This window comes from Pseudarthrobacter sp. LMD1-1-1.1 (assembly GCF_040676255.1).
Taxonomy (GTDB): Bacteria; Actinomycetota; Actinomycetes; order Actinomycetales; family Micrococcaceae; genus Arthrobacter.
Genome location: NZ_JBEGHP010000022.1, coordinates 71389 through 98197, shown reverse-complemented (window position 1 = coordinate 98197; position 26809 = coordinate 71389). Strand labels below are relative to the sequence as shown.

At 66.0% G+C, this 26809-nt stretch carries 32 protein-coding genes; 20 read left to right on the top strand and 12 right to left on the bottom strand.

Going from position 1 to position 26809, the window contains the following annotated elements; translation table 11 throughout:
• Nucleotides 1-19: 19 nt before the first annotated feature.
• From MRBLMD1_RS11070 to MRBLMD1_RS11045, 6 genes are read left to right on the top strand one after another with little or no spacing between them, the layout of a single operon-like run.
• Nucleotides 20-826 (top strand): helix-turn-helix transcriptional regulator, encoded by an 807-nt coding sequence (locus tag MRBLMD1_RS11070; RefSeq protein ID WP_364399469.1) that lies wholly within the window; start codon nt 20-22, stop codon nt 824-826.
• A complete protein-coding gene (gene sufB / locus MRBLMD1_RS11065) occupies nt 826-2289 on the top strand; it encodes a Fe-S cluster assembly protein SufB (protein WP_159632044.1) in 1464 nt (487 codons plus the stop codon). The genes MRBLMD1_RS11070 and sufB overlap by 1 nt, the downstream gene beginning before the upstream one ends.
• The gene (gene sufD / locus MRBLMD1_RS11060; protein WP_159632043.1) at nt 2289-3530 is read left to right on the top strand and encodes a Fe-S cluster assembly protein SufD; all 1242 of its coding nucleotides are present in this window, start codon (nt 2289-2291) and stop codon (nt 3528-3530) included. Before sufB ends, sufD begins: the two co-directional genes overlap by 1 nt.
• A gap of 16 nt (nt 3531-3546) precedes the next feature.
• The gene (locus MRBLMD1_RS11055; RefSeq protein ID WP_224026049.1) at nt 3547-3903 is read left to right on the top strand and encodes a non-heme iron oxygenase ferredoxin subunit; all 357 of its coding nucleotides are present in this window, start codon (nt 3547-3549) and stop codon (nt 3901-3903) included.
• Nucleotides 3904-3945: 42 nt separating this feature from the next.
• A complete protein-coding gene (gene sufC / locus MRBLMD1_RS11050; RefSeq protein WP_224026050.1) occupies nt 3946-4740 on the top strand; it encodes a Fe-S cluster assembly ATPase SufC in 795 nt (264 codons plus the stop codon).
• A gap of 12 nt (nt 4741-4752) precedes the next feature.
• Nucleotides 4753-5085, top strand: a complete 333-nt coding sequence (locus MRBLMD1_RS11045) for a metal-sulfur cluster assembly factor (protein WP_110543073.1) — start codon at nt 4753-4755, stop codon at nt 5083-5085.
• 141 nt (nt 5086-5226) lie between these two features.
• Here MRBLMD1_RS11045 and ypfJ read toward each other — a convergent pair whose 3' ends face one another.
• Nucleotides 5227-6108 (bottom strand): KPN_02809 family neutral zinc metallopeptidase, encoded by an 882-nt coding sequence (gene ypfJ, locus MRBLMD1_RS11040; protein WP_159632040.1) that lies wholly within the window; start codon nt 6106-6108, stop codon nt 5227-5229.
• Nucleotides 6109-6165: 57 nt separating this feature from the next.
• Between ypfJ and MRBLMD1_RS11035 the strand changes: the two genes are divergently transcribed.
• Nucleotides 6166-7572 carry a class I adenylate-forming enzyme family protein gene (locus MRBLMD1_RS11035; protein ID WP_364399465.1) on the top strand — a complete coding sequence of 469 codons (1407 nt, stop codon included), beginning with the start codon at nt 6166-6168 and terminating at the stop codon, nt 7570-7572.
• 4 nt (nt 7573-7576) lie between these two features.
• Nucleotides 7577-8755, top strand: coding sequence for a thiolase family protein (locus tag MRBLMD1_RS11030; RefSeq protein ID WP_364400416.1), 1179 nt, complete (start codon nt 7577-7579; stop codon nt 8753-8755).
• 22 nt (nt 8756-8777) lie between these two features.
• Here MRBLMD1_RS11030 and MRBLMD1_RS11025 read toward each other — a convergent pair whose 3' ends face one another.
• The 4 genes from MRBLMD1_RS11025 to MRBLMD1_RS11010 form a co-directional block, all read right to left on the bottom strand.
• A complete protein-coding gene (locus MRBLMD1_RS11025; protein WP_364399463.1) occupies nt 8778-9401 on the bottom strand; it encodes an energy-coupling factor transporter transmembrane component T family protein in 624 nt (207 codons plus the stop codon).
• Nucleotides 9398-10129: an energy-coupling factor ABC transporter ATP-binding protein gene (locus MRBLMD1_RS11020; protein WP_364399461.1), complete on the bottom strand. Its 732-nt coding sequence runs from the start codon at nt 10127-10129 to the stop codon at nt 9398-9400. The genes MRBLMD1_RS11025 and MRBLMD1_RS11020 overlap by 4 nt, the downstream gene beginning before the upstream one ends.
• 9 nt (nt 10130-10138) lie before the next feature.
• Nucleotides 10139-10783 (bottom strand): biotin transporter BioY, encoded by a 645-nt coding sequence (locus tag MRBLMD1_RS11015; protein WP_364400413.1) that lies wholly within the window; start codon nt 10781-10783, stop codon nt 10139-10141.
• A gap of 138 nt (nt 10784-10921) precedes the next feature.
• Nucleotides 10922-11854 (bottom strand): hypothetical protein, encoded by a 933-nt coding sequence (locus MRBLMD1_RS11010; protein ID WP_364399459.1) that lies wholly within the window; start codon nt 11852-11854, stop codon nt 10922-10924.
• A gap of 162 nt (nt 11855-12016) precedes the next feature.
• On the opposite strand from MRBLMD1_RS11010, the gene MRBLMD1_RS11005 reads away from it, so the two are divergent.
• Both MRBLMD1_RS11005 and MRBLMD1_RS11000 read left to right on the top strand, forming a co-directional pair.
• Complete coding sequence (locus MRBLMD1_RS11005; RefSeq protein WP_364399457.1) at nt 12017-12343, top strand: hypothetical protein; 327 nt, start codon at nt 12017-12019, stop codon at nt 12341-12343.
• A 78-nt stretch (nt 12344-12421) separates the two neighbouring features.
• Nucleotides 12422-12985, top strand: coding sequence for a dihydrofolate reductase family protein (locus MRBLMD1_RS11000; protein WP_364399455.1), 564 nt, complete (start codon nt 12422-12424; stop codon nt 12983-12985).
• A gap of 36 nt (nt 12986-13021) precedes the next feature.
• On the opposite strand, the gene MRBLMD1_RS10995 is transcribed toward MRBLMD1_RS11000, so the two are convergent.
• Nucleotides 13022-13222 carry a three-helix bundle dimerization domain-containing protein gene (locus tag MRBLMD1_RS10995; protein ID WP_224026058.1) on the bottom strand — a complete coding sequence of 67 codons (201 nt, stop codon included), beginning with the start codon at nt 13220-13222 and terminating at the stop codon, nt 13022-13024.
• A 151-nt stretch (nt 13223-13373) separates the two neighbouring features.
• Between MRBLMD1_RS10995 and MRBLMD1_RS10990 the strand changes: the two genes are divergently transcribed.
• Complete coding sequence (locus MRBLMD1_RS10990; protein WP_159632032.1) at nt 13374-13811, top strand: VOC family protein; 438 nt, start codon at nt 13374-13376, stop codon at nt 13809-13811.
• A gap of 96 nt (nt 13812-13907) precedes the next feature.
• Nucleotides 13908-14921 carry a DUF808 domain-containing protein gene (locus MRBLMD1_RS10985; protein WP_224026059.1) on the top strand — a complete coding sequence of 338 codons (1014 nt, stop codon included), beginning with the start codon at nt 13908-13910 and terminating at the stop codon, nt 14919-14921.
• Nucleotides 14922-14945: 24 nt separating this feature from the next.
• Here MRBLMD1_RS10985 and MRBLMD1_RS10980 read toward each other — a convergent pair whose 3' ends face one another.
• Nucleotides 14946-16010 (bottom strand): spore photoproduct lyase family protein, encoded by a 1065-nt coding sequence (locus MRBLMD1_RS10980; protein ID WP_364399452.1) that lies wholly within the window; start codon nt 16008-16010, stop codon nt 14946-14948.
• A 210-nt stretch (nt 16011-16220) separates the two neighbouring features.
• Here MRBLMD1_RS10980 and MRBLMD1_RS10975 point away from each other — a divergent pair, with 210 nt between their 5' ends.
• Entirely contained in the window at nt 16221-17819 is a 1599-nt protein-coding gene (locus MRBLMD1_RS10975; RefSeq protein WP_159632029.1) for an ABC-F family ATP-binding cassette domain-containing protein, read from the top strand.
• On the opposite strand, the gene MRBLMD1_RS10970 is transcribed toward MRBLMD1_RS10975, so the two are convergent.
• Genes MRBLMD1_RS10970 through MRBLMD1_RS10955 form a run of 4 tightly spaced genes read right to left on the bottom strand, consistent with a single transcriptional unit; the run spans nt 17816 to nt 19866 of the window.
• On the bottom strand, nt 17816-18292 hold the full coding sequence (locus tag MRBLMD1_RS10970) for a YbaK/EbsC family protein (RefSeq protein ID WP_364399450.1): 477 nt from the start codon (nt 18290-18292) through the stop codon (nt 17816-17818). The two genes, MRBLMD1_RS10975 and MRBLMD1_RS10970, sit on opposite strands and share 4 nt — an antisense overlap.
• A gap of 3 nt (nt 18293-18295) precedes the next feature.
• Nucleotides 18296-19174 carry an SURF1 family protein gene (locus tag MRBLMD1_RS10965; protein ID WP_364399448.1) on the bottom strand — a complete coding sequence of 293 codons (879 nt, stop codon included), beginning with the start codon at nt 19172-19174 and terminating at the stop codon, nt 18296-18298.
• Complete coding sequence (locus tag MRBLMD1_RS10960) at nt 19175-19438, bottom strand: hypothetical protein (protein WP_159632028.1); 264 nt, start codon at nt 19436-19438, stop codon at nt 19175-19177.
• The gene (locus MRBLMD1_RS10955; RefSeq protein ID WP_159632027.1) at nt 19435-19866 is read right to left on the bottom strand and encodes a DUF3099 domain-containing protein; all 432 of its coding nucleotides are present in this window, start codon (nt 19864-19866) and stop codon (nt 19435-19437) included. The genes MRBLMD1_RS10960 and MRBLMD1_RS10955 overlap by 4 nt, the downstream gene beginning before the upstream one ends.
• Nucleotides 19867-20017: 151 nt before the next feature.
• Here MRBLMD1_RS10955 and MRBLMD1_RS10950 point away from each other — a divergent pair, with 151 nt between their 5' ends.
• Both MRBLMD1_RS10950 and MRBLMD1_RS10945 read left to right on the top strand, forming a co-directional pair.
• Nucleotides 20018-20743 (top strand): beta-ketoacyl-ACP reductase, encoded by a 726-nt coding sequence (locus MRBLMD1_RS10950; protein WP_159632026.1) that lies wholly within the window; start codon nt 20018-20020, stop codon nt 20741-20743.
• A gap of 140 nt (nt 20744-20883) precedes the next feature.
• Nucleotides 20884-21648, top strand: coding sequence for an SDR family oxidoreductase (locus tag MRBLMD1_RS10945; RefSeq protein ID WP_159632025.1), 765 nt, complete (start codon nt 20884-20886; stop codon nt 21646-21648).
• A 77-nt stretch (nt 21649-21725) separates the two neighbouring features.
• On the opposite strand, the gene serB is transcribed toward MRBLMD1_RS10945, so the two are convergent.
• Nucleotides 21726-22619, bottom strand: coding sequence for a phosphoserine phosphatase SerB (gene serB / locus MRBLMD1_RS10940; protein ID WP_364399445.1), 894 nt, complete (start codon nt 22617-22619; stop codon nt 21726-21728).
• A 125-nt stretch (nt 22620-22744) separates the two neighbouring features.
• Between serB and MRBLMD1_RS10935 the strand changes: the two genes are divergently transcribed.
• The 5 genes from MRBLMD1_RS10935 to MRBLMD1_RS10915 all read left to right on the top strand — a co-directional run bounded on the left by MRBLMD1_RS10935 (nt 22745) and on the right by MRBLMD1_RS10915 (nt 26781).
• Nucleotides 22745-23530, top strand: coding sequence for an ABC transporter ATP-binding protein (locus MRBLMD1_RS10935; protein ID WP_159632023.1), 786 nt, complete (start codon nt 22745-22747; stop codon nt 23528-23530).
• 20 nt (nt 23531-23550) lie between these two features.
• Nucleotides 23551-24336 (top strand): sulfite exporter TauE/SafE family protein, encoded by a 786-nt coding sequence (locus MRBLMD1_RS10930; protein WP_364399443.1) that lies wholly within the window; start codon nt 23551-23553, stop codon nt 24334-24336.
• Between the two features lie 7 nt (nt 24337-24343).
• Complete coding sequence (locus MRBLMD1_RS10925) at nt 24344-25153, top strand: TrmH family RNA methyltransferase (protein WP_275180098.1); 810 nt, start codon at nt 24344-24346, stop codon at nt 25151-25153.
• A 175-nt stretch (nt 25154-25328) separates the two neighbouring features.
• The gene (locus tag MRBLMD1_RS10920; protein WP_018771158.1) at nt 25329-25586 is read left to right on the top strand and encodes a type B 50S ribosomal protein L31; all 258 of its coding nucleotides are present in this window, start codon (nt 25329-25331) and stop codon (nt 25584-25586) included.
• 97 nt (nt 25587-25683) lie between these two features.
• Nucleotides 25684-26781 (top strand): lipoate--protein ligase family protein, encoded by a 1098-nt coding sequence (locus MRBLMD1_RS10915; protein ID WP_364399440.1) that lies wholly within the window; start codon nt 25684-25686, stop codon nt 26779-26781.
• Nucleotides 26782-26809: the final 28 nt, after the last annotated feature.

Sequence of the window (26809 nt, the reverse complement as noted above, 5' to 3'; positions counted from 1 at the left end):
TGATTGTGTTGTGTATTCCATGACCAACGCTACCGCTGTGCCTGTTGCCGGGCCGGGTCCCGCTGCGTCCGGTCCTGTGGCGGACGCCGACGAGCGCACCCGGGACCGGGTCCTTGCTGCCGTCCTGGAACACGGTCCCGTCAGTGCGGCCGAGTTGGGGGACATGCTGGGGTTCACCCCGGCCGCTGTCCGGCGCCACCTCGACCACCTGTCCCGGGCCGGCATTATCGAGGTCAAGCGGGTTGCCAAGCCGGGAGCAGGTGCCGGCCGGCCCGCACGCCGCTACGTCCTCAGCTCGCAGGGCCAGTCCAGCCTGGGCAATGACTACCTGGACATTGCAGCACTTGCCCTCCAGCAGCTGCAGAAGGTGGCCGGCCCCGACGCCGTACGGGCGTTCGCCGAGGAGCGGTTCGCGGACATGGAACGGCGCTACGCGCCCGAAATGGAAAAAGCCGGTCCGGACATCAGGGACCGCGCCACCGCCCTGTCGGCCGCCCTCAGCCGCGACAACTTCGTGGCATCCGCCGCCTCCATCGAGGCCAAGGCACCCCTGCCCGCGGCGCTTTCCAGCGTGCAGCTCTGCCAGGGCCACTGCCCCATCCAGCAGCTCGCCGCCCGCTTCCCGGTGTTCTGCGACGTCGAAACGGAAGTCTTCTCGAGGCTGGTGGGAGTGGACGTACGCCGGCTTTCCACCCTGGCCCGTGGTGGCCACGTCTGCACCACCCACATTCCCACAGGCAGGCTGTCTGCCAGACCGGCCAACGCGCCGGCGGCAGCCCCCGCCCGCCTGGACGAAGTAACCAACCATCAGCAAGAAAGGCCGTGATGACGGACCAACTATCAGAGAAAGCAGTAGCCGAAAACACTGTGATCTCGGAGATTCTGGAGAAGAATCCCGAGCTCCACGGCATCGGCAACTACGAGTACGGCTGGGCTGACAAGAACGACGTCGGCGCCAATGCACGGCGTGGTCTCGATGAAGAGGTAGTCCGGGACATCTCGGCCAAGAAGAGCGAGCCGGAATGGATGCTCGACCTCCGCCTCAAGGGCCTGAAGTACTTCGACCGCAAGCCCATGCCCACCTGGGGTGCAGACCTCTCCGGCATCGACTTCGACAACATCAAGTACTTTGTCCGCTCCACCGAGAAGCAGGCTGCCACCTGGGAAGACCTCCCGGAGGACATCCGCAACACGTACGAGAAGCTGGGCATCCCGGAAGCCGAGCGCAGCCGCCTCGTTTCCGGCGTTGCCGCCCAGTACGAGTCCGAGGTGGTGTACCACCAGATCCGTGAGGACCTCGAGGCCCAGGGCGTCATCTTCCTGGACACCGACACCGCTTTGAAGGAACACCCGGAGATCTTCCAGGAGTACTTCGGCACCGTGATTCCGGTGGGCGACAACAAGTTCGCGTCGCTGAACACCTCAGTGTGGTCCGGCGGTTCCTTCGTGTACGTACCCAAGGGCGTCCACGTCGACATCCCGCTGCAGGCGTACTTCCGCATCAACACCGAGAACATGGGCCAGTTCGAGCGGACCCTGATCATCGCCGACGAGGACTCCTACGTCCACTACATCGAAGGCTGCACGGCGCCTATCTACACCTCGGACTCGCTGCACTCCGCCGTGGTGGAAATCATCGTGAAGAAGGGCGCCCGCGTCCGCTACACCACCATCCAGAACTGGTCCAACAACGTGTACAACCTGGTGACCAAGCGCGCGGTCTGCGAAGCCGGCGCCACCATGGAATGGGTGGACGGCAACATCGGCTCCAAGGTCACCATGAAGTACCCGGCCGTGTACCTCGTAGGCGAAGGGGCCAAGGGCGAGACCCTGTCCATCGCGTTCGCCGGCGAGGGCCAGCACCAGGACACCGGCTCCAAGATGGTGCACATTGCGCCGAACACCAAGAGCTCCATCGTCTCCAAGTCGGTGGCCCGCGGCGGCGGCCGTGCAGCCTACCGCGGCCTCGTGCAGGTCCGGGAAGGAGCCAAACACTCCGCCAACACCGTGCGCTGCGACGCGCTCCTGGTGGACACCATTTCCCGCTCGGACACCTACCCGTACATCGACATCCGCGAGGACGATGTGCAGCTGGGACACGAGGCCACCGTTTCCCGCGTCAGCGAGGAGCAGCTCTTCTACCTCATGTCCCGCGGCATGCCCGAGGACGAGGCCATGGCCATGATCGTGCGCGGCTTCATTGAGCCGATCGCCCGCGAGCTGCCCATGGAATACGCCCTTGAGCTGAACCGCCTCATCGAACTCCAGATGGAAGGATCCGTCGGTTAATGACTGCCGAAGCAACTACCGAGAAGGCGCGCATCGGCGCACCGTCGATCGCCGGTTTCACCGAGGAAGGCGAGCACCTGGTCGCCTCCAAGGTTGACCGCCACCACAGCCACGGCACCCAGGTCATGGCCTCCCGCGCCGAGCGGCTCACCAGCCATGACGTGGCCGACTTCGCCCTGCCCAACGGCCGGGAAGAGGAATGGCGCTTCACCCCGGTGCGCGAACTGGCCAACCTGCTGTCCGATACCCCGTCGGAGGCCGGCGCCCTGAGCCTTTCGGTCGAGGCGCCCGCATCCGTGGTCCAGCGGACCCTTCGCGAAGGTGAGGCCCCCCGTGGCTCCACCCTCGTCCCCGCCGATCGGGCCGCCGTCGTGGCTTCCGCGAACGCCGGCGACGCCCAGCTCATCTCCATCCCTGCGAACGCCGAGTTGGACGAGCCTGTGCGACTGGTCCTGACAGGCAACGCTGCAGGACGCCGTACCAACTCCCACGTGGTGATCCAAGCCGGAGTCAACAGCCGCTCCGTCGTGATCATTGAGCACGACGGCACCGCAGACCACAACGGCAACGTTGAGGTCCTGGTCGGCGAAGGCGCCCACCTCACGGTGGTTTCCCTGCAGCTGTGGGGGGACGACGCCAAGCACCTGGCACAACACGATGCCGAGGTTGCCAAGGACGCCGTATACAAGCACATTGCCGTAACGCTTGGCGGCAAGATCGTGCGCCTGAACTCCAACGTCCGCTTCGCCGGGGAAGGTGCCGAGACGCAGCTCCTGGGCCTGTACTACGCCGATGCGGGCCAGCACCTCGAGCACCGCTCCTTCGTGGACCACAACGTGGCCAACTGCAAGTCCAACGTCCTGTACAAGGGCGCGCTGCAGGGCAAGGGTGCGCACACGGTGTGGGTTGGCGACGTGCTGATCCAGAAGCAGGCTGAGGGAACCGACTCCTACGAGAAGAACCAGAACCTGGTACTCACCGACGGTTGCCGCGCGGACTCCGTGCCCAACCTCGAGATCGAGACCGGCCTGATCGAGGGCGCCGGCCACGCAAGTGCCACCGGCCGGTTCGACGACGAGCACCTGTTCTACCTGATGGCCCGCGGCATCCCAGAGGATGTTGCCCGCCGCCTGGTGGTCCGCGGCTTCCTGAACGAGATCATCCAGCAGATCAAGGTCCCGGCCCTCGAAGAGCGCCTGACCGAGGCTGTGGAACGCGAACTCGCGGCAATCGACTACTAGGGACAGGCAGGAACGTATGAGCGGCACACCCAAGGGCGAGCTGGTTTGCAGCGCCAATGACATCCAGGTCAAGCAGGCGCTGCGGATCCTGATCGACGGCTACCCCGTAGCCGTGGTGCGGGATTCAATGGGGGACATCCATGCCATTGGAGACACCTGCTCGCACGCGGACATTTCCCTGTCCGAGGGCGACGTGGAAGGCTGCGCCATCGAGTGCTGGGGCCACGGCTCCCAGTTCGACCTGCGCAGCGGCCAGCCACTGCAGCTTCCCGCCTACGATCCTGTTCCGGTGTTCGCCGTCGAACTCGACGGAGACGACGTCTACGTGGACGTCACCAGCGTTTTGAACGGTGCAGCAGTAAACAACTACTGAGCGCCCGCAGCATCAGACTTACGAGCGAAAAGAAAGAAGAGCATGTCAACTCTTGAGATCAAGGACCTGCACGTCAGCATTGAGACGGAGCAGGGCACCAAGGAGATCCTGAAGGGCGTCAGCCTGACCATCCGGACCGGCGAGACGCACGCCATCATGGGCCCCAACGGCTCCGGCAAGTCCACCCTGGCCTCCACCATCGCCGGCCACCCGCGCTACACGGTCACCAGCGGCACCATCACGCTGGACGGCGAGGACGTGCTGGCCATGAGCGTTGACGAGCGCGCCCGTGCAGGCGTCTTCCTGGCCATGCAGTACCCGGTAGAGGTTCCGGGTGTCACCATGACCAACTTCCTGCGCACCGCCAAGACCGCAATTGACGGCGAAGCACCCAAGCTTCGTACCTGGACCAAGGACGTCAAGGATGCCATGGAGAAGCTGCGCATCGATGCCGACTTCGCCCAGCGCAACGTCAACGAAGGCTTCTCCGGCGGCGAGAAGAAGCGCGTGGAGATCCTCCAGCTGGAACTCTTCAAGCCCAAGTTCGCCGTCCTGGACGAGACCGACTCCGGCCTGGATGTCGACGCGCTGAAGATCGTCTCCGAGGGCGTCAACCGCGCACACTCTGAGGGCAACATGGGCACGCTGCTCATCACGCACTACACGCGTATCCTGCGCTACATCAAGCCTGAATTCGTCCACGTGTTCGTTGATGGCCAGGTTGTCGAGGAGGGCGGCCCCGAGCTGGCCGACCGTCTCGAGGAAGAAGGCTACGACCGTTACGCAAAGGGCGCCGGCGCAGCTACCATCGCGGCCGAGGCCGCAGTACAGGCCTAGTTAGGACTTGTCATGACCGAAATCAAGCCGGGCCGTACAGCCCTGGAGGACGTCGAAGAGGCGCTCAAGGACGTCATCGATCCTGAGCTTGGCGTTAACGTGGTGGACCTCGGGCTGCTGTACGGCCTGAAGTACTCCGACGAGGACGGCGCGCTCCTGATCGACATGACGCTCACCACCGCCGCCTGCCCGCTCACCGATGTGCTCGAGGAGCAGGTGGGCCAGGCCCTGGACGGCGTTGTGGACGACTGGCGCCTGAACTGGGTATGGATGCCGCCATGGGGTCCCGAGCGGATCACCGATGACGGCAAGGACCAGATGCGGGCCCTCGGCTTCAACATCTGACAAACCTGAAGTACGACGACGGCCGGTCACCTTCTCCGCGAAGGTGACCGGCCGTCGTCGTCGGTCCGTCGACTGCTCCGTAAATGTCGTTATGACCTCTCAAAACGGCAATTACCCAGCAATCGATGGGGGTGAGCCGGGTTAGAGGGTTGCGGCGCTGAACGTGTCGCACTGGTTGATGTCGCCGGACTGGTAGCCCCGCGAGAACCAGCGCTGGCGTTCCTCGCTGGAGCCGTGCGTCCAGCCTTCGGGGGAGACTCGGCCGGTGGCGGCCTTCTGGATGCGGTCGTCACCCACGGACGCGGCGGCGGACAATGCGTCGTTCACATCCTGCGGGGTGAGGGGCTCCAGGTACGGCTGTCCTGTGGCCGGGTCCGGCGTGGTGGAGGCGTACTTGGCCCACAGTCCCGCGTAGCAGTCAGCCTGCAGTTCGGTGCGGACGGACCCGGACTCGGGTCCCTGCGGATCCTGCTGCGCCCGCTTCAGGTCACCGAGCAGGTTCTGGACGTGGTGGCCGAACTCGTGCGCCACCACATACTCCTGCGCCAAGGGGCCGCCGGAGGACCCAAAGCGGTCCACGAGTTCCTGGAAGAACCCGGGGTCGAAGTACGCCGTGGTGTCCGTGGGGCAGTAGAAGGGTCCCACCTCGGAGGTCGCGGAACCGCATGCAGTGTTGGTGCCGCCGCTGAAGATGACCGCTTCAGGCCGGGGGTACTGCACGTTGTACTGCTTCAGGTAGCCGGGCCAAAAAGCGTTAAGGCTGTTGACGGTGCCCGTGATCCGGCAATCCAGCCTGGCATCGGCGTCAGCGCCGGTGCTGCAGGCCGGCGCCGTACCCTGTGACTGCCCGGCGTTGCCGCCGTCGGTCAGGCCGCCGAGCAGGTTGGGGTTGATGCCCAGGAGGAGGGCAACCAGCAGGACCAGGCCCCCGCCGATGCCGCCGCCCACTTTCACCCCGGTGCCCATGCCCCGGCGGTCCTGGACCTGCGAGGGATCCAGCTGAACGTTGTCATTGAAACTCATAACGTCACATTACCCGCGGGCCGGGCCCTCAATCCGCCCGGCCGGTAAAGTTGATCCGTGCCTTTCCTCGACAAGCTCCAGCGCTGGGCCGGGCAGCGGCCGCACGACACCGCCGTCGTGATCGCCGGACGCCGCCTGGACTGGGAGCAGCTGCGGGACGCCGCCGCTGAACTGGTGGCCGGGACCACGTCCGTCACGGCGCTGTGCGAGGCCAATTCCGTGGACTTTGCCGTGAAATTCGCGGCCGCCGTGGCGGGCGGCCGGCAATGCGCCGTCCTGGATCCGGCGTGGTCCGCCCCGCTGCAGGAAGACATCATCCGGCGGGTGGAAGCATGCGCCGGTCCGGCCCCGGTGTCCCCGGATGACCAGCTGGTCGACGGGCCGCCGGACTCCAGCTTCCTGATCGGCCTCACCTCCGGGACCACGGCCGTACCCAAAGCGTTCACCCGCTCCCGGCAGTCCTGGCAGCAATCCTTCGACGCCTCGAACGAGTTCTTCGGGCTTCGGCAGGATGACGTCACCCTGGCACCCGGTCCGCTGGCGGCCAGCCTGAACCTCTACGCCCTGGCTGAGTGCCTGTACGCCGGTTCGGAGTTCCAGACGCTGGAGACGTTCGACGTCGGCGACGTCCATGCGGCCATCACCCACGACCGGGTCACCCGGCTGGTCCTGGTGCCCACTATGCTGCGGATGCTCAGCGAACGCGGAATGACCGGATGCGTCGATGCCTCCAGCGTGCGGACCATCATCTGCGCCGGTTCCAAGCTTGATGCCCGCACCCTCGAAGCGGCCAGGCGCTGGGCTCCCAATGCCACCATCTACGAGTACTACGGCGCCTCCGAACTGAGTTTCGTCTCCGGCCTGGGCCTGGCCCCAGGCCAGGCTGCGACCGCCGGCGGCACCGGTATCGGCCGGCCGTTTCCAGGGGTCGACGTCCGGATCCTCGATGACGACGGCGCACCCGTCCCCGACGGCGGCTACGGCAACATCTGCGTCCGCAGCGGCATGGTGAGCAACGGCTACCTGTGGGGTGACGACGGCGAAGCGCTGCGGTCCTTCGGCGACTGGTACACGGTGGGGGACCAGGGCTATCTGGCGGACGGTGAGCTGCACATCCTTGGCCGGCGTGCCGACATGATCCTCACAGCGGGGAGGAACGTCTACCCGCACGAGGTGGAACTGGCGCTGGCCGCCGTTCCCGGGGTTGCGGCAGCTGTCGCCGCCGGGATGGCCGATGATTTGCGCGGCCAGCGTGTGGTGGCTGGTGTGGTGCCGTCCCACGGCGGAATTTCTGCCACCCAGCTGCGGGCCGGCCTGGAGGACATCCTGTCCCGGCACAAGCGGCCCTTGCAGTACTACCTGCTCCAGGAGCTTCCCACCACGGACCGCGGAAAGGTCAGCCGGAACCTCCTGCTGGAGTGGATCAACGCCCGCGACCCCAGGGTGCGTGCCCTTGGCGCCTGACCTGCTGCCGCCTGACCTCCTGCCGCCCGAACGCCAGCCGGTCATCATCGCCGCGCGCCGGACCCCCGTGTGCCCCGTCAACGGCGCCCTGCGGAACCTGCGCGCCCACGAACTCCTGGCTCCGGTCCTCCGGGAGCTGGTGGCCGAAGTGCCGCTGGATCCCGCCTCTGTCACCGACGTGGTTATCGGCAACGCCGTGGGCGGGGGCGGGAACGTCGCGCGGCTTGCCCTGCTGGAGGCGGGACTGCCGGCCGGCGTGCCTGGGATCACCGTTGACCGGCAGTGCGGTTCAGGCCTGGATGCAATCGTCCTTGCCGCCCGACTGGTGGCGGCCGGCGGCGGACCACTGTATTTGGCCGGTGGAGTGGAGAGCACCAGCACCGCGCCGCTGCGGGCGCACAGGAAGGACGACGGCGGCCCGGAGTTTTACCGCCGCGCCCAGTTCGTGCCGGACAGCTTCGGGGACCCTGACATGGGCGTGGCCGCGGAAACGGTGGCCGAAGAGTACGGTGTTGCCCGCGAACGCCAGGATGACTTCGCGCTGGCCAGCCACCGGAAAGCCCTCGCTGCCATCCGGGACGGACGCTTCATGGACGAACTCGTGCCGCTGGAGACCCCCGCGGGGACCGTCTCGTCGGACGGCGGCCCGCGGGCCGGCCTGACCCCTGCTGTCATGGCACGGTTCCCTGCCGCCTTTGTGCCAGGAGGAACTGTCACCGCCGGAAACTCCTGCTTTGACGCCGACGCTGCCTCCGCCGTCGTCGTAACGTCCCTTGCGCGGGCGCGCCGACTGGGGGTGCGTGATGCCCTGCTGGTGCGCGGCACGGGTACCGCCGGGGTGGCTCCGCAGGTGCTGGGGATGGGCGCTGCTCCGGCTGCGCGGGGTGTGTTGGCTGCTGCAGGCGTGAACGCGGACGAGGTGGACCTGGTGGAATTCAACGAGGCGTTCGCTTCGCAGACACTCGCGTGCCTCGACCAGCTGGGCATCGCTCCCGGCCGGGCAAACCTCGACGGCGGGGCGCTGGCGCTGGGGCACGCCTACGGGGCGTCAGGTGCCGTGCTGGTGACCCGGCTGCTGGCCCAGGCGCGGCGGGCGGACATCGAGGGTGCCCTGGGTCTGGCGCTGATCAGCATGGCCGGTGGCATGGGCACGGCGGCGCTCCTGGAATACCGGCGGCTGTAACGCCGCCTGGCGTCCCAGCCGGTCAGTCTTCCGCTTCGCCCAGGCCGCGGGCGGCCAGTGCCTCACCTGTTTGGCGGGCGTAGGCCACGGACGTGATGAAGACCGGCAGGACCAGCGCGCGCGGGTTGCGCTCCAGTCCCCGGGCCTTGGCGGAGTCGCGGACGTCGGCGAAGGTGCCGGCGATGAAGGGAATGCTGCGGAGCATGACGCCGATGGTCAGTGCGAAGCGTTCGGGATCGGCGCCGAACCTTTTGAAGGGCCGCGCCAGGTGGACCACACCGTCCAGTAGCCGCTGGATCGGCATGGTGGCTGTGAGCAGGGACGCTGCCACGACGCAGACCAGGATGTTCAGCACGATCCGGCCCGCTGTTGGTCCGCCAAGCTGCCACCACTGGAAGAGTCCGATGACCAGGAGCAAGGGGGCCAGCGGGCGGACGGCGTGCCACAACCGCTTCAACCCCGCGCCTGTTGCGAGGAACAGGCCGCAAAGGACGGCCAGGATGGCCGCGGAGATGCGCCAGTCCACGATGAGGAACGAAAGCAGGCCAGAACCGATAACCAGGAGGAACTTCAGGGCCAGCGGCGCCCGGTGTACCAGTGATGTGCCGGGAACGTAGTTTGCCAGGAGGAAGCCGTGGCCCCTCATGTGGAATCCCGCCCTGTGGCGTCGAGTCCCTGCAGGCACCATGAGCGGTAGGCCGCCACTGCATCCGCCGGGGCGCCGTCGAAGGCGACGCGGCCCTGGTCGATGACCAGGACCCGGTCCATGTCCAGGGCCAGGTCAAGGTCGTGGGTGGACATGATGATTTGCTGGTCCAGGTCCGCCAGGGTCCTGCGCAGCAGCTCGCGGTTGCGCAGGTCAAGGAGGGTTGAGGGCTCGTCCAGCACCAAAACCCGGGGGTTCACTGACAGCACGGCGGCGAGCGCCATCAGCTGCCGTTCACCGCCGGACAGCTCGTAGATGCTTTGGTCCGCCAGGTGAAGCAGGCCCAGGCGTTCGAGGGCTTTGTCTGCCAGCCGGCGCCGCTCCGCACCGTTCTTGGTTGAGCGGCGGAGGGACAGTTCCACGTCTTCCCGTCCGGTGGGCATCACCAGCTGGGAGAGGGGATCGGTGAAGACGAACCCCACGTTGCGCCTGACCTTCCGGACGGCACCTACTGTGTCGTCGCCGTCGACCGTGACGGTGCCGCTGGTGGGCTGGACGAGTCCGTTGATGAGGCGCAGCAGCGTGGATTTGCCGGATCCGTTGGCGCCGATGACGCCCACCCGGGCTTCGTCCAGCCTGAGGCTGACTGCGTCCAGAAGGACCTTGGGCTGCGGGGAGTCTTCGCTGTCGACGGCGACACCCACCTGTTCAAACGTTACTGCCGGCATGCGTTGTCCCTAGGCGCTTTGGGTGGGCTGGGTGCGGCGGCGCACGCGGCGGACCAGCACGTCGGGGAAGGCCCGGTGCAGGGCGACGGCGACGGCGGCGGCGAGGAGATTCTTGATGATGTCTCCCGGGTAGAAGACCAGGTCGCTGAGGAAGGCCTGCTCCAGGGTGGCCTTGGAGTTGAGGGCAATTCCCAGGACGCCCAGCGTGTGCACGAAGACAACGCTCGTGACCGTGGCGGCCAGGAAGAACCACAGGGCGCGTGCCTTCGTGGTCCGCCGGATGACCACAGCGGCCAGCCAACCCACCACGGCGGCGGCGATGGGGAAGGCGATGATGTAGCCGGCCGAGGGCCCGGCAAGGATGGCCAGGCCACTGCGGCCCTGGCTGAAGATGGGCAGGCCGGCCAGGCCCAGGAGGGTGTAAAGTCCGACGGCGGCGAATCCGCGGGCGGGGCCCAGCACCAGGCCGGTGAGCATCACGGCAAGGGTCTGGAAGGTGATGGGGACGCCGAAGCCGTTCAGGGCCAGTCCCGGCACCAGGGCTGCGCCGGCAACGAGGGCGGCGAAGACGGCGATCAGTCCCAGATCGGTGCCGTTCCAGCGGCGGCGCTCCGTCCGTTTGCTGGTTTCTGTGGTGGTCTCGGTGTTGCCCATGATGGTCCTGTCGGGGTTGTACAAGCGGAATCTAATGTACAGCCGACGCTACCGGGGCGGAACAGGGACCATTTTGTAGGGGTCCTACTAAGGGAGCGTGTGAGTGCTTTCGGGTGGGCACAAGCGGGCCGCGCCGCGCTATCCGTCCCTTGTCATGGAGCGGAGCACGGCCTGGAAGCCTGGACTGACGTGGACGGTGAGGGTGCCGTCGTCGCGCACCTGGGTAAGTTGCTCGTAACCCGTGCCGTTCCACCAGTAAACGTGCGGGCTCACCGACCCGGCCGCATCGGCGTAGCCCATGGCGGTGAAGCGTGCCATTCCGTTGAGCACTGGGACGACGGTGGCGTCCTCGACGATGTGCCAGACAACCTGGTGCCGGTTCGGGATGCTCATCAGCCACCCAAAGTCTTTTACAGCGCGCTGGCCCGTGAGTTCTGTGGCCAGACCGGGCAGAAGCAGGGCGCGGCTTGCGGTGTACACAGATTCACCCAGGAGGGCATTGAAGGTGCCCCCTCCAGGTGCGGGGAGGGTCTCTAGTTGTTCGGTTTCCAGGCTGCGGAGGTTTTCGATGCCCTGTCCCTGGAGGGCTTCCCAGCCGCCAAATCTGTTCGCGTTGTCGTGGTTGAAGACCGCAACGGTGTCTGGAAGGTCGAGGGCGAGCATCTCGACAATGCCGGGTGCGAACTCCCTGTGTGGGTAGCTCTGTATCCCCGGGATGCTTGCCTCGTCGTAGAGGCGGCCGAAGGTCCGGCTCTGCACGTCCTGAGGGGCCAGGACGCCGAACGGATCGGGTGCCTCAAAGCTCGCCAGTACGCGTTCAAGATGGTCGGCGATCAAGCCGCGCCACATGGACTGGGGCTGCTCATAGCAAATGGCCCCGATGTTCCAGAAGCCGAATTCGCGTCCGGAACCGTCGACGGCATGGCCCGGGTGGACCTCCACTTCGAGTCCCGCCTCGGCGAAGACTTCGCGCGCGGTGGCCCGGAACTCGTCGGCCTTGCAATGGGTGAAGAACGTCAGGGCGGAGTCAGGTGTCTCCGCTTCCGGAGATTTCCTCTTGAAGATACCCACAGTTTCTCGCTCTCGCGGTCCGGGACAGCTGGAAAGGGCAAGTCTACGGATTTTCCGCATTTCCACCGGGCTCCGGCTGGGAATCTTGAGGAGAAACGCGCTTTTCGGATCCTAGGCAGCGTTGACGGGTGAAGTTACTGCTCTGGCTGGGAAAATCGGGTCATGGACAACTATCGGGCTGCGGGAGCAAAGCGGTTCATTCTCGCAGGGGTCATCGAGTCAGAAGCTGAAATACCCCGCTACGTCGCCGCCCTGGGTTCCGCTCGAATGTTCGTCTGCCGTCTCGTGGCTCGTCCAGAGGTGCTGGAGTCACGCCTGCGCTTCCGCCATCGGGACGATCCTGAACGCCTCACGTGGCATCTGGACCGCGTCAGCGAGTTGTCAAAAGTTCTTGAAGCTGCAGAGATCGATGACCTGGTTCTGGACTCCTCCGACATTCCTGCCGTAGAGCTGGCAGTGGCTGTTCGGCGGGCTGCCGGCTGGGCTTGATCCCGGGAGCGACGGCCCAACCGAACACGAACTCTGCTGGTCTGTACAGAGGCTGCCGGCGAACGGGAGACTGGCGCCATGCGGAAACTGACCTACGCCATGAATGTGAGCGTTGACGGGTACATCGCAGCGCCCGGCGACGACCTCGGTTGGAGCGTACCGAGCGATGAGCTGTTCCAATGGTGGTCCGACCGGGTCGCAGCGACGGGCCTGGCACTGTACGGCCGCAAACTCTGGGAGACCATGAGCTCGCACTGGCCGACCGCCGACCAGCAGCCTAGCGCCACACCGGCGCAGATCGAGTTCGCCCACCGCTGGCGCGACATGCCAAAGGTGGTGTTCTCCTCGACGATCAGCACTGTCGACTGGAATGCACGCCTGGTCACCGGCGATCCGGTCGCCGAAATCATCCGCCTCAAGGCCGGCGAGGGCGGTCCCATGGACATCGTCGGTGCCACACTCGCCGCGGCGGCCATGCGGGCCGGGCTGATCGACGAGTACGTGACCGTCACGCATCCGGTCCTGCTGGGAGGCGGCACACCGTACTTCACGGCCCTGGAAGGAAGGATGAACCTGGGCTTGGTGGAGACCCGGACATTTCCCGGTGGCGTGGTCCTGACCAGGTACCAGGCCAGGCGCTGAGTTCCCGGGATGGATTGGGACGTCCCGAAATCACCTTTACAGCAGTCCGCCTTCCAGACGCTTGGTGGCAGCGCGTTCCACAAGGATGGGTACCAAGCTCCGCACGGGGCCGGCGTTGAAGGCGGAGTATTCCTCGCAGACGGCGTCTTCGACGTCCGTCCGGGAACGTCCGGGAAACCTGCCCGCAAGCGTGTTGATGACGGATATCAGTGCTTGTTGTTCCTCACCGCGCTCCATGCCCACCTCTTCGTCGAAGTCCCACTTAACTAGCCTGCCTAGTATTTAGGGTGGCAAGCAAAAAGTCCAACGCCAGGGTGCCGCAGAGCGCCCGCGTCCGGTGGTGGGCAGGCCTCGACCCGGACAATGCGGGCTTGGTACCGTGTGGCCCATGCCCATCAAACTCGAGAATGTAGGCATCGCGGTCCGCGATTTGGAAGAGGCGATCGCTTTCTTTACCGACCTGGGGCTCATTGTCCTGGGCCGCCAGACTGTGAGCGGGGAATGGGCCGATACCGCCGTCGGACTCGACGGCAACCACGCCCGGATAGCCATGCTCCAAACACCGGATGGCAAGGGCCGCCTCGAGCTCTTCGAATACATCCACCCCGACGCGATCGAGACTGAGCCCACCCTGCCCAACGAGATCGGCATGCACCGCGTTGCCTTCTCCGTTGACGACATTGGCAACGCACTTGAGATCGCCGCAAGGCACGGCTGCCATCCCCTGCGTGGCGTGGCAACGTACGAAAACGCCTACAAGCTCAGCTATGTCCGGGGCCCCAGCGGCATCATTGTGATGTTCGCGGAGGACCTGACGAAGGGCTGAGCCTGCAGGCGGGCTGCAATATACTCCGAATATGCCCATCACGCACCCAGCCCCCAATGCTCAACGCCCTGACCACAAGATTCGCGGGGGCCAGCTGTGAGCGGCGGCCTCGTAGCCCTGCTGGATGACGTCGCAGCCCTGGCCCGCATCGCGGCAGCATCAGTGGATGACGTCGCCGCCGGTGCAGCCAAGGCAGGGGCCAAGGCCGCCGGGGTAGTCATCGACGACGCCGCGGTCACACCGCAGTACGTCTCAGGTGCGGACCCGTCACGCGAACTGCCGATGATCAAGAAGATCTTCTGGGGCTCCATCCGGAACAAGCTCCTGATCATCCTGCCCGCCCTGCTGCTCATCAGCGCCTTCATCCCCTGGATCATCCCGTTCATCCTCATGCTCGGCGGCACTTACCTCTGCTACGAGGGCGCCGAGAAGGTCTGGCACAAGCTCCGCGGCGGCCACCACGAGGAGGACGAAGCGCCGGCGGTGGAACGCGGGCACGACGCCGAGGCCAAGGTCGTCAAGGGCGCTATCACGACCGACTTCATCCTGTCCTGCGAGATCATGGTCATCTCCATGAACGAGGTGGCCACAGAATCCATCTGGGTCCGTGCGTTCATCCTGGTCCTGGTGGCGTTCGCCATCACCGTGCTCGTGTACGGCGCCGTCGCGCTCATCGTCAAGATGGACGACATCGGTGTGCACTTGGCTGCCAAGGACTCTCCCCGCTCCAAGCGCTTCGGGAGGTTGCTGGTCACGGGCATGCCCGCCGTGCTGGCCACCATCACCTTCGTCGGAACGATCGCCATGCTGTGGGTTGGCGGCCACATCATGCTGCAGGGCGCGCATGACCTCGGCTGGCACGCACCCTACGACCTGGTCCACGCGCTGGAGCACCCGGTGGCAGGGGTCGCGGTTGTCGGCGGTCTTTTGGCTTGGCTCGTCAACACCCTGTGCTCAACGGTCGTCGGGCTCGTCTGGGGCCTCATCGTCCTGGCGGTGGTGGGCCCGCTTCTGAAAGTGCTGCCGTTCGGCAAGGCCAAGGGCGGCCACAATGAGGCGGCCGCGTCTGCCGGGAATGGCGGCCACGGGCCCGCCGAGCCAAGAGGCTGACAGGTGCCGCACCGGCCGCGCGTTTCAGAACGCGTAGCGGATGCGGCAGTACGGTGCGATGTCCTGGATCAGTCCGGTCAGCTGCCGCACGTAACCGGCCTTGGCCCGTGACCGGTAGCGGACGTTGTTGAAACCGTTGGACGAGGTTTTTGATTCCTGGAGGTCTGGGCGCCACAGGACGTTCTCAGCCTGCGGATGCCAGCCCAGGTTGACCTCGTGCAGCTGCTCGTTGTGCGTCAAGAAGATGACCTCCGCCGCGAGCTGGGCCTTGGCTGCCTCCGTCAACGTCGCATCGAGTTGGCGGAGCAGCGCTTCCCAGTCGGCCAGCCAGGTGTCGGTGATGACGACGGGGGAGAAGTTCACGTGCACTTCGTAGCCTGCGTCGACAAAGTCATTGATCGCGGCCAGCCGTTCCACGACCGGCGACGTCCGGACGTCAATGGACTTGGCCAGGTCCGCCGGCATCAGGGAGAAGCGGATCCGGGTGTGGCCGTCATGGTCCCACGCCAGCATTTCCCGGTTGACGAATTTGGTGGCGAAGGACAGCTTGGCGTTGGGCAGTTCGCGGAAAAGCCCCACAAGTTCCTCGACGTTGGGGCTGAGCAGCGCATCCACCGAACAGTCGCTGTTTTCGCCGATGTCATAGACCCACAGTTCCGGGTCGCACTGGTTGGGCTCCAGCTTGAGCCCCTGGCGGGTGGCGTGCCGCTCCAGCGTCGCCGCGATCTGGTCGATGTTGGCGAACACGGTAATTGGATTGCTGTAGCCCTTATGCCGCGGAACGTAGCAGTAGGCGCACGCCATGGCGCAGCCGTTCGCCGTGGAAGGTGCAATGAAGTCCGCCGAGCGGCCATTGGGTTTGACGGTCAGCGATTTTTTGATCCCCAGGACCAGCGCTTCCGTTTTGATCCGTGACCAGCGCGGCACGTTGGTTTCGTCACCGTGCAGGTCCGGGATGTTCCAATGGCTGTCCACCAGTACGACGTCGGCGTCAGGCCAGCGCGCGACAATCTGCTGGCCACGGGGCAGCTCCAGGGCGGCTGGCTGTGCGTAAATACGCCGGATTTGGAGCAGCCGATCGAATTCCATGACCCCATTCTGCTTGAACCTCCGGGGCGCAGGCGGCAGTTAAGCCCACGGCGCCATCACCGGACGGCCGGAAGTTTCTGCTGCTGAAACTGGCGTGGCCCGCCGGACGGTAGACTGGATAGTGCCGTTCTCCGGCCACTCTGCCCCAGCGTCCCTTCGCACACAGTGCGCGGACCGTGGCGTTCCCTGTTGTGAAAGGCCTTACCTGCTGTGATTACTGTCCAGGATCTTGAACTGCGCGCCGGTGCCCGGCTCCTCATGGACCAGGTGAGCTTCCGCATCGACAAAGGGGACAAGATCGGCCTGGTGGGCCGGAACGGCGCGGGCAAGACCACGCTGACCCGTGTCCTCGCGGGCGAAGGCCTGCCCGCCGCCGGCAAGGTGACCCGCAGCGGAGAAATCGGGTACCTGCCCCAGGACCCGCGGACCCCCGACATGGAACAGTTGGCGCGTGACCGGATCCTTTCCGCCCGCGGCCTGGACATCGTCGTCGGCAAACTGCGCAAGGCGCACGACGAAATGGCGAGCGAGGACGCCGACGTCCAGCGCAAGGCCATGAACCGGTACGACCGGCTGGAATCCGAGTTCCTCGCCGCGGGCGGCTACGCGGCCGAGGCCGAAGCAGCCTCGATCTGTTCCAACCTTGCCCTCCCTGACCGGCTGCTGAACCAGCCGCTCAAGACGCTCTCCGGCGGCCAGCGGCGCCGCGTGGAGCTTGCCCGCATCCTGTACTCGGATGCCGAGACCATGCTCCTGGACGAACCGACGAACCACCTCGACGCCGACTCCATCGCCTGGCTGCGGGACTTCCTGAAGAACCACCAGGGCGGCCTGATCGTGATCAGCCACGACACCGATTTGCTGGAAGCCACCGTGAACAAGGTGTTCCTGCTCGATGCCAACCGTGCCCAGATCGACTTTTACAACATGGACTGGAAGCGATACCTCCTGCAGCGCGAGACTGACGAGCGGGCCCGGAAGCGTGAACGGGCCAACGCCGAAAAGAAGGCGCAGGTCCTCATGGACCAGGCCAACAAGATGCGGGCCAAGGCCACTAAGGCTGTTGCCGCGCAGAACATGGCCAAGCGTGCCGAACGGCTCCTCAGCGGACTGGAAGCTGTCCGTGAGCAGGACCGCGTGGCAGCCCTGCGGTTCCCGGACCCCTCACCCTGCGGCAAGACCCCGCTCACCGCGGACGGGCTCAGCAAGTCCTATGGGTCGCTGGAGATCTTCACCGACGTGGACCTGGCCATCGACCGCGGGTCCAAGGTGGTCATCCTTGGCCTCAACGGTGCCGGCAAGACCACCCTGCTGCGCATGCTCGCCGGTGTGGATACCCCCGACACCGGCGAGGTCATCCCGGGCCACGGCCTCAAGGTGGGCTACTACGCCCAGGAGCACGAAACCCTGGACCACAACCGCACCGTGCTGGAGAACATGCGCTCGTCCGCGCCGGACATGAAGGACGCCGAGGTGCGGGGTATCCTGGGCTCATTCCTGTTCTCCGGCGACGACGTGGACAAGCCCGCAGGCGTGCTCTCCGGCGGTGAGAAGACCCGCCTGGCCCTGGCCACCATCGTGGCCTCAAGCGCCAATGTGCTCCTTCTCGACGAGCCCACCAACAACCTCGACCCCGCCAGCCGCGCGGAAATCCTCGGCGCGCTCCGGAACTACACCGGCGCCGTCGTGCTGGTCAGCCACGACGAAGGTGCTGTCGAGGCCCTGAACCCCGAACGGGTCGTCATGCTTCCGGACGGCGTGGAAGACCTCTGGAACGAGGACTACCTGGACCTGATCACGCTGGCCTAGCGCACCGTCAGTTCCATGGCCCCGGTGATGCGGAGCAGGTCCTGGTAGGTGATGCTGAACATCGAGTTGTGGTCACCTGCCCCGGCCCACAGCAGCCCGTGGGCCTGCAGGGTTTCATCCAAAAGTGTCCTGATTCTCTTCGGGTGGCCCACCGGGGCGACCCCGCCGACCTTCTGTCCGGTGTGGTCCAGGACGAATGCGGGGGAGGCCCGCCTAATTTTGCCGGTCCCGAGCCGGGCCGCAACCAGCGCCGTATCAACACGGGCCGCACCGCTGGCGAGGATCAGCAGGGGTTCGCCGCCGACGTCGAAAATGAGGCTGTTGGTGATGGCGGCAAGATCGCATTCCAGCGCCTGGGCCGCGGCGGCGGCCGTGGGCACCCCCGCGGAAAAAGTCCGCACGGTGTCGCCGACTCCGGCCTCGACCAGCGAGGCGCGCACCAAGGCGACCGGACCGCCGTCGTGCTTCTCCACGTCCTAGTACCCCTGCGCGTCCAGGAGGGCGTCTTCTTCCTCCTCGGCCGTCGCCTTCCTGCGCTTGCGCGGCGGGGCGGGCTGGCGCCGGGCGGCCTGGACGGCGGAGTGGACCGCTCCGTCAAATTCCGGCTCGTCCTGGTCCTCGGCGTCGATCGCTGCGTTACGCGCCTGCTGCCGCGCCGCATAGCCGAAGCCCACGAACATCAGGACCCCGAAAGCGAACCACTGCAGCGAGTAGGACAAGTGCGTCCCCTCGTCCGTGGACGGCTTGGGGAAGGCAACCGGCATCTCCGCCGGCGCCGGCGTTTCCGAGGCCAGCTGGCCGTACGCACCCGTCATCAGGGGATAACCCAGCTGCGCTGAGTAGGTGGGAAGGTCAATGGATGCCAGCTGCCCCTCGGGTGCCCCGCGCTGCAGCTCCGGCTCACCATGCTTCAAACGGACGACGGCGGTCACGTCACCGGAGGGCGGGGCGGGCACGGAGTCAGGGCTGCCTGGATTCTTGTTGCCGATGGGCAGCCAGCCGCGGTCGATGACAACGGTCTCGCCCGTGGTGAGGCGGAACGGGACCACCACCTCGTACCCGGGCTGCCCATTGAGCGGCCGGTTGCGCACAACCCGCTGCCCGGCGGCATCGTAGGAGCCTTTCAGCTCGACCTGGGTCCATTCCTTGGCCGGGTCCAGCTGGGTGAACTGGTCCCGTGCCTGGGCGAAGGGAATGGGAGCCGCCGAGTAATTGCTGACAACGCGGTTGATTTCGGCCAGGGTCTCGGCGCGCCGGTCCATCTGCCAGCGGCCCAGGAAAACGCACGCGGTGGCAAAGATGGCGGCCAGCAGGAGATAGCCCAGCCACTTGCTGGAAAAGAGGAAACGGTACATTCAGATGTCCTGCTCCAGGGGGGCGTCCCCGGCGGCTTCCAGCGGGAGCGTTTCCTTCCAGAGGCCACGCGTCTGCAGGTAGTCCTCCAGCCAGTCCCGGTGGTCGGCGCAGGCCAGCCAGGTTTTGCGCCGCTCAGGAGCATGGATTTTCGGGTTGTTCCAGAGAAGCTGCCAGGACGCCTGGGCCCTGCACGCCTTCCGGGAGCAGACGGCGGCAGCCTCCGATGCCACGTCCGTTCCCGCTGCGAAATCGAAAATGCTCATGATGCCTGCCGCTCCTCCCCGTCCTCCGGGTCCTCGTCCTTCACCAGTTCGCCCTGCAGCACGGCGCTTCCCGGTTCCTCATCCGGCACCGGAGGGGCAGGGCTTTCCAGCTCGGCCAGCGGCGCGGAATCCAGCAGCAGGTCACTGGGCGTTTCTGCCTTGTCGCTGCCGTTGGCAATCACCACGGCGAACCACGGCAGGAAGACCGCGCCCGCCACCGCAATGATCTTGAACCAGCCGTCCACCACGAAAATGAGGATCAGGCAGACCATGCGGATGCCCATCGCCAGGGCGTACTTAATCATCCGCTGGCGCATATCCTCCGAATGCGCGGCGGCGGCATCCGTAATGCTGTGGACCTCGGTGTCGCCGGAGAACCGGCCCGGTTCTTCGGGCGCCGGACGTCCCGCATGGTTTTCAAGGGTCACGGTGAATGATCACGCTCCAAAGGCTTCCCTTAATTCTCGCACCATCGGCAGTGCTGCCCAAACCCGCGGCAGGGCTGCCGCTAAGATCGGTTCCAGCCAAACCACACCCTCTACCGCGGCGCAGCCTGCCGCAGAATTCCGGAGCACCTCCATGACTGAAGCAGTTACCGCACCGCGCAGCGTCCTCATCACCGGCGGCAACCGCGGTATCGGGCTGGCCATCGCGCAGGCGTTCCTCGCCAACGGCGACAAGGTGGCTGTGACCTACCGCAGCGAAACCCAGCTGCCGGAGGGCATCCTCGGCGTCAAGGCGGACGTCACCGACGAGGCTTCCGTGGATGCCGCCTTCAAGGAAGTGGAAGCTGCCCACGGTCCGGTGGAAGTCCTCGTGGCCAACGCCGGCATCACCAAGGACACGCTGCTGCTGCGCATGAGCGAGGATGACTTCACCTCAGTGATCGACACCAACCTGACCGGCGCCTTCCGCGTGATCAAGCGTGCGTCAAAAGGCATGATCCGGCTGCGCAAGGGCCGCGTGGTCCTCATTTCCTCGGTCTCGGGCCTGTACGGGGCGCCGGGACAGATCAACTACTCCGCCTCAAAGGCCGGCCTGGTGGGCATCGCCCGCTCCCTTACGCGCGAACTGGGCTCACGCGGCATTACCGCCAACGTGGTGGCACCCGGATTCATCAACACGGACATGACCGCCGAACTCCCCGAGGCCACCCAAAAGGATTACCTCGCCAGCATCCCCGCCGGCCGTTTCGCTGAAGCTGCAGAGGTAGCCAACGTGGTCCGCTGGATCGCCAGTGACGAAGCCGCATACATCTCCGGTGCCGTCATCCCCGTGGACGGCGGCCTGGGCATGGGCCACTGACCCTTCAGCCTCCGCCGCTGCAGGAAACTAGCCCCGCGGTCCTTATTTGTCGAAGTCAGACAACGGATATTGGCCATGGCCGCTGGCATGATGGACTGCAGGCCACAACGATTTAGATGTTTCGAACAAAGGAAGCTCGTATGGGACTGCTGGACAACAAGACGGCGATCGTCACCGGATCATCGCGGGGCATTGGCGCCGACGTAGCCAAGATCCTCGCCTCGGAGGGCGCCGCCGTCGTGGTCAACTACCGCCAGAAGGCGCCCCGCGCCAACAAAGTGGTGCAGGGCATCGAAGCCGACGGCGGCCGGGCCGTCGCGGTCGGCGCGGACCTCACCACCCAGGAGGGTGTGCAGGCCCTGGCCAGCGCCGCCATGGAGAACTTCGGGTCCCTGGACATCCTGGTCCTGAACGCCTCCGGCGGCATGGAGACCGGGATGGGGGAGGACTATGCGCTCAAGCTGAACCGCGACGCCCAGGTGAACATGCTCAACGCGGCGGTGCCCCTGATGAAGGAAGGCTCGCGCGTGGTCTTCGTGACCAGCCACCAGGCCCACTTCATCAACACCGTCCCCACCATGCCGGCCTACGAGCCGGTGGCCCGCAGCAAGCGCGCCGGCGAGGACGCACTCCGGGACCTGATCCCCAACCTGGCGGAGAAGGGCATCAGCCTGGTGGTGGTGTCCGGCGACATGATCGAGGGCACGGTCACCGCCACGCTCCTGGACCGCTCCACCCCGGGCGCCATCGAAGCGCGCCGCGCGGAGGCCGGGAAGCTTTACTCGGTGGAGGAGTTCGCGCAGGTTGTTGCCGGAATGGCAACGGCCGACGTCGAGTCCGGCCACACGGAGTACGCCGGCGGTGCCGACTACTTCGGCAAGAGCGCCGGGCAGGCTTCCAGCTAAGCAGCAGCGGGCAGATGGCCCCCGCCGCCGGGTAATCCGGCGGCGGGGGCCGCTTTGTTATGGGGCGTTGCGGGGGCTCAGACCCGGGCGATGTGGCGGACGGCGTCCAGGTACGGCATGTTCAGGGCGGCGTCGGCCACGGCGCGGACAGCGGGTTTGGCGTTGAAGGCCACCCCGATCCCGGCGGCGCCCAGCATGTCCAGGTCGTTGGCGCCGTCGCCCACGGCGATGGTGTGCTCCAGTGCGATGCCCTCGGCGGCAGCCCACTCCCGCAAGTACTTTTCCTTCGCTGCCCTGTCTACGACCGCGCCCAGCACCTTGCCGGTCAGCGCGCCGTCGACGATTTCCAGCTCGTTGGCCTGCCAGTAGTCCAGGCCCAGGTCCCCGGCAATAGGCTCCAGGATCTGGTTGAAGCCGCCGGACACCACAGCCACCGTGTGGCCGGCGGCTTTGAAAGCGGCCACGAGCTGATCGGCACCTTCGCTGAGCTTCACTTCTTTGCGGACGGAATGGACGACGTCGGCGGGCAGCCCCGCGAGCACCGCCACCCGGGCGTGGAGGCTTTGGGCAAAATCGAGTTCGCCGCGCATGGCAGCTTCCGTTACGGCCGCCACTTCCTCGCGCTTGCCGGCGTACGCGGCCAGGAGTTCGATGACCTCCTGCTGGATCAGGGTGGAGTCCACATCCATGATCAGCAGCTTGCGGGCCGCAGAGCGGAGCCCCGAGGGCACCAGGGCCGTGTCAAAACCATCGGTTGCGGCATCCGCCACAGCCCGGCGGAGGGCGGCCAGGCCGGCCGCGGTGGCGTCGGGAAGGGCCAGGTCAAGAACCTGGACCCCATACCGGCTGTCACCGGCGGAGGATTCGGACAGCAGCTCTGCGCCGTGTGAGGCAAGGACGGAACGCAGCTGCTCCAGCCCGGCGGGGGTCATATTCAGGCCATAGCTGACCGCAGTCACGTTCGAAGTCATGCCTGCAATCTTAGTCAGCGCGGGTGGGGTGTCCTGAATTCGTTGCGGGCGGCCGGGGCGAAACCCTTAGGGAGCCTTCACACCGGTTATCAGTCATCTTCTTTTTTGTCCTAGTGTCTACTCCTATGAGTGATGTTCTGGAACTGGACTCCGTCAGCGTTGTCCGTGGTAAGAAGACCCTGCTGGACAAGGTTGACTGGCAGGTCAACGAGGGCGAACGCTGGGTCATCCTGGGACCCAACGGGGCCGGCAAGACCACCCTTCTCCAGATCGCGGCGGCACGCCTCCACCCCAGCAGCGGCACCGCCGGCATCCTCGACGAAGTCCTGGGCCGTGTTGACGTCTTCGAACTCCGGCCCCGCATCGGCCTTTCCTCGGCAGCCCTTGCCACCCAGATTCCGGAGCACGAGAACGTCCTCAACGTCGTGGTCACGGCCGCCTATGGCGTCACGGGCCGTTGGCGGGAGGGCTACGAGCGCGACGACGAACGGCGCGCCTTCCGGCTCCTGAACGACTGGGGCATGGGTCCGCTGCTGAACAGGACGTTCGCCACCCTCTCCGAGGGGGAGCGGAAACGGGTCCAGATCGCCCGCGCGCTCATGACGGACCCCGAACTGCTGCTCCTGGATGAGCCCGGTGCCGGGCTGGACCTGGGCGGCCGCGAGGAACTGGTCCACAAGCTGGGCGAGCTGGCCCGGGACGAATCGGCCCCGGCCATGGTCCTGGTCACGCACCACCTTGAAGAAGTCCCGCCGGGCTTCACCCATGCCATGCTGCTGCGCGACGGCGGCGTGGTGGCCGCCGGCCCCATCACCGAGGTCCTGACGGAAGAGCACCTGAGCACCACCTTCGGGCTTCCTCTGGATGTCTCCGAGAACGCGGGACGCTACACCGCCACAGCACGCCGCTAGACGGGGCCTGCGCTACTACCTTGGAACTCTTCAGCAGCATCATTGTGTTCATCGCCGGCCTGTGGGCCGGTACCATCAACGCGGTGGTGGGCTCCGGCACGCTTGTGACCTTTCCGGTGCTCATCGCCCTGGGCGTTGCACCCGTCACCGCCTCCATGAGCAATGCCATGGGCCTGGTCTTCGGAACGGGCGCCGGGGCCTTCGGCTACCGCCGAGAGCTGGCCGGCCGGGGACAGCAGGTGCTCCGCCTCCTTCCCGCCTCGGTCCTGGGCGGCGTCACCGGCGCCTGGCTCCTGCTGCACCTGCCGGAGAAGGTCTTCCACTACGTCGCCCCGGTCCTCCTGGTCCTGGCACTGCTGATGGTGGTGTTCCAGCCTCGGCTCCAGGACTGGGTGCGCAACCGCGAGGCCAACCCCGAACACGCCGTCCGGGACAAACGCCACGGCGTCCTCCTGGTGGTCCTGGTCTACCTGGCCGGTGTCTACGGGGGTTACTTCGTCGCGGCACAGGGAATCCTGCTGGTCGGCATCCTGGGCGTGTTCCTTACCGGCACCATCCAGAACGCCAACGCCATGAAGAACATCCTGGTCCTCGGCGTGAACATGGTGGCCGCCATCTCCTACCTCCTGTTCGCGTTCGACCGGATCAACTGGCTGGTGGTGCTGCTGATCGCCATCAGCTCCACCATCGGCGGCCTCCTGGGCTCGAAGGTAGGCCGGAAGCTCTCGCCCCGCGTCCTGCGCGCTGTGATCTTCAGCCTGGGCATCGTGGCCCTCGGCGTGATGATCGCCAACCTGCTGAAATAATCACCCGGTGACCTTCCACTACCTCGAATCGGCCGATGACCCGCGCGTCAGCGATTACACCACCCTGACCGACGTGCACCTGCGCAAGCTCCGTGAACCCGCCGAGGGCATGTACATCGCCGAGTCCTCGCGCGTCCTGCGCCGGGCCCTTGCAGCCGGGCACCGGCCCCGGTCATTCTTCCTCGCCGAGAAGTGGATGGCGGACCTCGACGACGTCTTCCAGGCGTACCCGGACGTTCCGGCGTTCATCGGTTCGGCTGCCCTGCTGGAGGAAATCACCGGGTTCCACCTGCACCGCGGGGCCATGGCGGCCATGCAGCGCCCGGCTCCGGTGCCGCTGCCCGACCTCCTCGCCGGGGCGCGCCGCGTGGCTGTGCTGGAAGACATCGTGGACCACACCAACGTGGGCGCCATTTTCCGCTCCGCAGCGGCGCTGGACATCGACGCGGTGCTGGTCTCGCCACGCTGTGGCGACCCGCTGTACCGCCGCAGCGTGCGCGTCAGCATGGGCACCGTGTTCCAGGTTCCCTGGGCCCGCCTGCAGGACTGGCCCGGGGACCTCCGGGTGCTCAAGGACCACGACTTCACCGTCGCGGCCCTGGAACTGACACCGGATGCAGAGGATGTCGACGCAGTCGCCTCGCGCAACGTGGACAAGCTCGCCCTGGTGCTTGGCACCGAGGGTGCCGGCATGAGCCCGGAGACGCTCGCCGCCGTCGACCTTGCCGTCAAAATCCCCATGCGCAACGGGGTGGATTCACTGAACGTTGCTGCTGCCTCGGCCGTCGCCTTCTGGGAGTTGCGCGCACGGGACTGACCTGCGGCGCCACCACCTGCCGCCAGGGGCGCCGGTTCGTCAGCCCCTGGCGGATCGGCTATGATTGATAGCTGGTTGTCCTGCTTTTTCAGCTTCGGCTGATGCGACAGACCGCAGCCATCCCATTCATACCTGGCAGCTGGCAAAATCCAGTTGCGCGAACAAAGGTCCCATTATGAAGTCTGATACCCACCCGAAGTACGAAGCTGTTGTCTTCAACGACCTGGCCTCCGGCACAAAGTTCCTGACCCGCTCCACCGTGTCTTCCAACAAGACCATCGAGTGGGAAGACGGCAACACCTACCCGGTCATCGACGTCGAAATCTCTTCCGAGTCCCACCCGTTCTACACGGGCAAGCAGCGCATCATGGACTCTGCAGGCCGCGTCGAGCGCTTCAACGCTCGCTTCAAGGGCTTCGGCGGCAAGAAGTAATTCCTTCGCCAAGCTTGTTTGCAGAAGGCCCGCACCGGAAACGGTGCGGGCCTTCCGCGTTAACCGCGCACCTGCTTTCTGGGGCAGGATGGAAAGCATGAGCGAGTCCGGATTTCCTGCCAATAACGCCGACAGCAACCAGCGCCTGCACGGGGAGTACAAGGTTCCCGGCGGCAAGCTGGTGGTGGTGGACCTGGCGGTGGTGGACGGCGCACTGGCGGACGTCTCCGTCAGCGGCGACTTCTTCCTGGAGCCGGACGAGGCCCTGGAGGACATCAACCGTGCGCTGACCGGGCTTCCGGACACCACACCTGCCGCAGACCTCGCAGCCGCCGTCACAGCCGCCCTGCCGGCCGGAGCCGTGCTGTTCGGCTTCTCCGCGGATGCCGTTGCCGTGACGGTCCGGCGTGCCCTGGCCAAGGCGACCTCCTGGGGAGACCACGAGTGGAACGTCATCGCGCCCACCGTGCTTCCCACGGAAATCAACGTTGCCCTCGACGAGGTGCTAACCGAGGCCGTGGGCTCGGGGGCGCGGACGCCCACCCTGCGGTTCTGGGACTGGCAGGAACCGTCGGTGGTCATCGGCAGCTTCCAGTCGGTGCAGAACGAGGTGGATCCCGAGGGCGTGGCCAGGCACGGCATCAATGTGGTCCGCCGGATCAGCGGCGGGGGAGCGATGTTCATGGAGGCCGGCAACTGCATTACCTACTCGCTCTACCTGCCCCAGACCCTGGTGGACGGACTGAGCTTCGCCGACTCCTACCCGTTCCTTGACGCCTGGGTCATGGCCGCGCTGGAAAAGATCGGCATCAACGCCTTCTACATCCCGCTGAACGACATCGCCACGGACCAGGGAAAGATCGGCGGCGCCGCGCAGAAGCGCCTCGCCAACGGCGGCATGCTGCACCACGTCACCATGAGCTACGACATCGACGCCGACAAGATGGTCGAGGTCCTCCGGATCGGCAAGGAGAAACTGTCCGACAAGGGCACCCGCAGCGCCAAGAAGCGGGTGGATCCGCTCCGCCGCCAGACCGGCCTGGCCCGCACGGCCATCATCGAGGCGATGATCGAGGTCTTCAGCGAGCGTTACGGGGCCACACCATCAACGCTCGCGGGACATGAGCTGGCAGCCGCCGAGGACAAGGTGGCGGCCAAGTTCGGCACCCCGGAATGGCTCCACCGCGTCCCCTAGCTCCATCCACTGCTGAGTAATTGTCGTT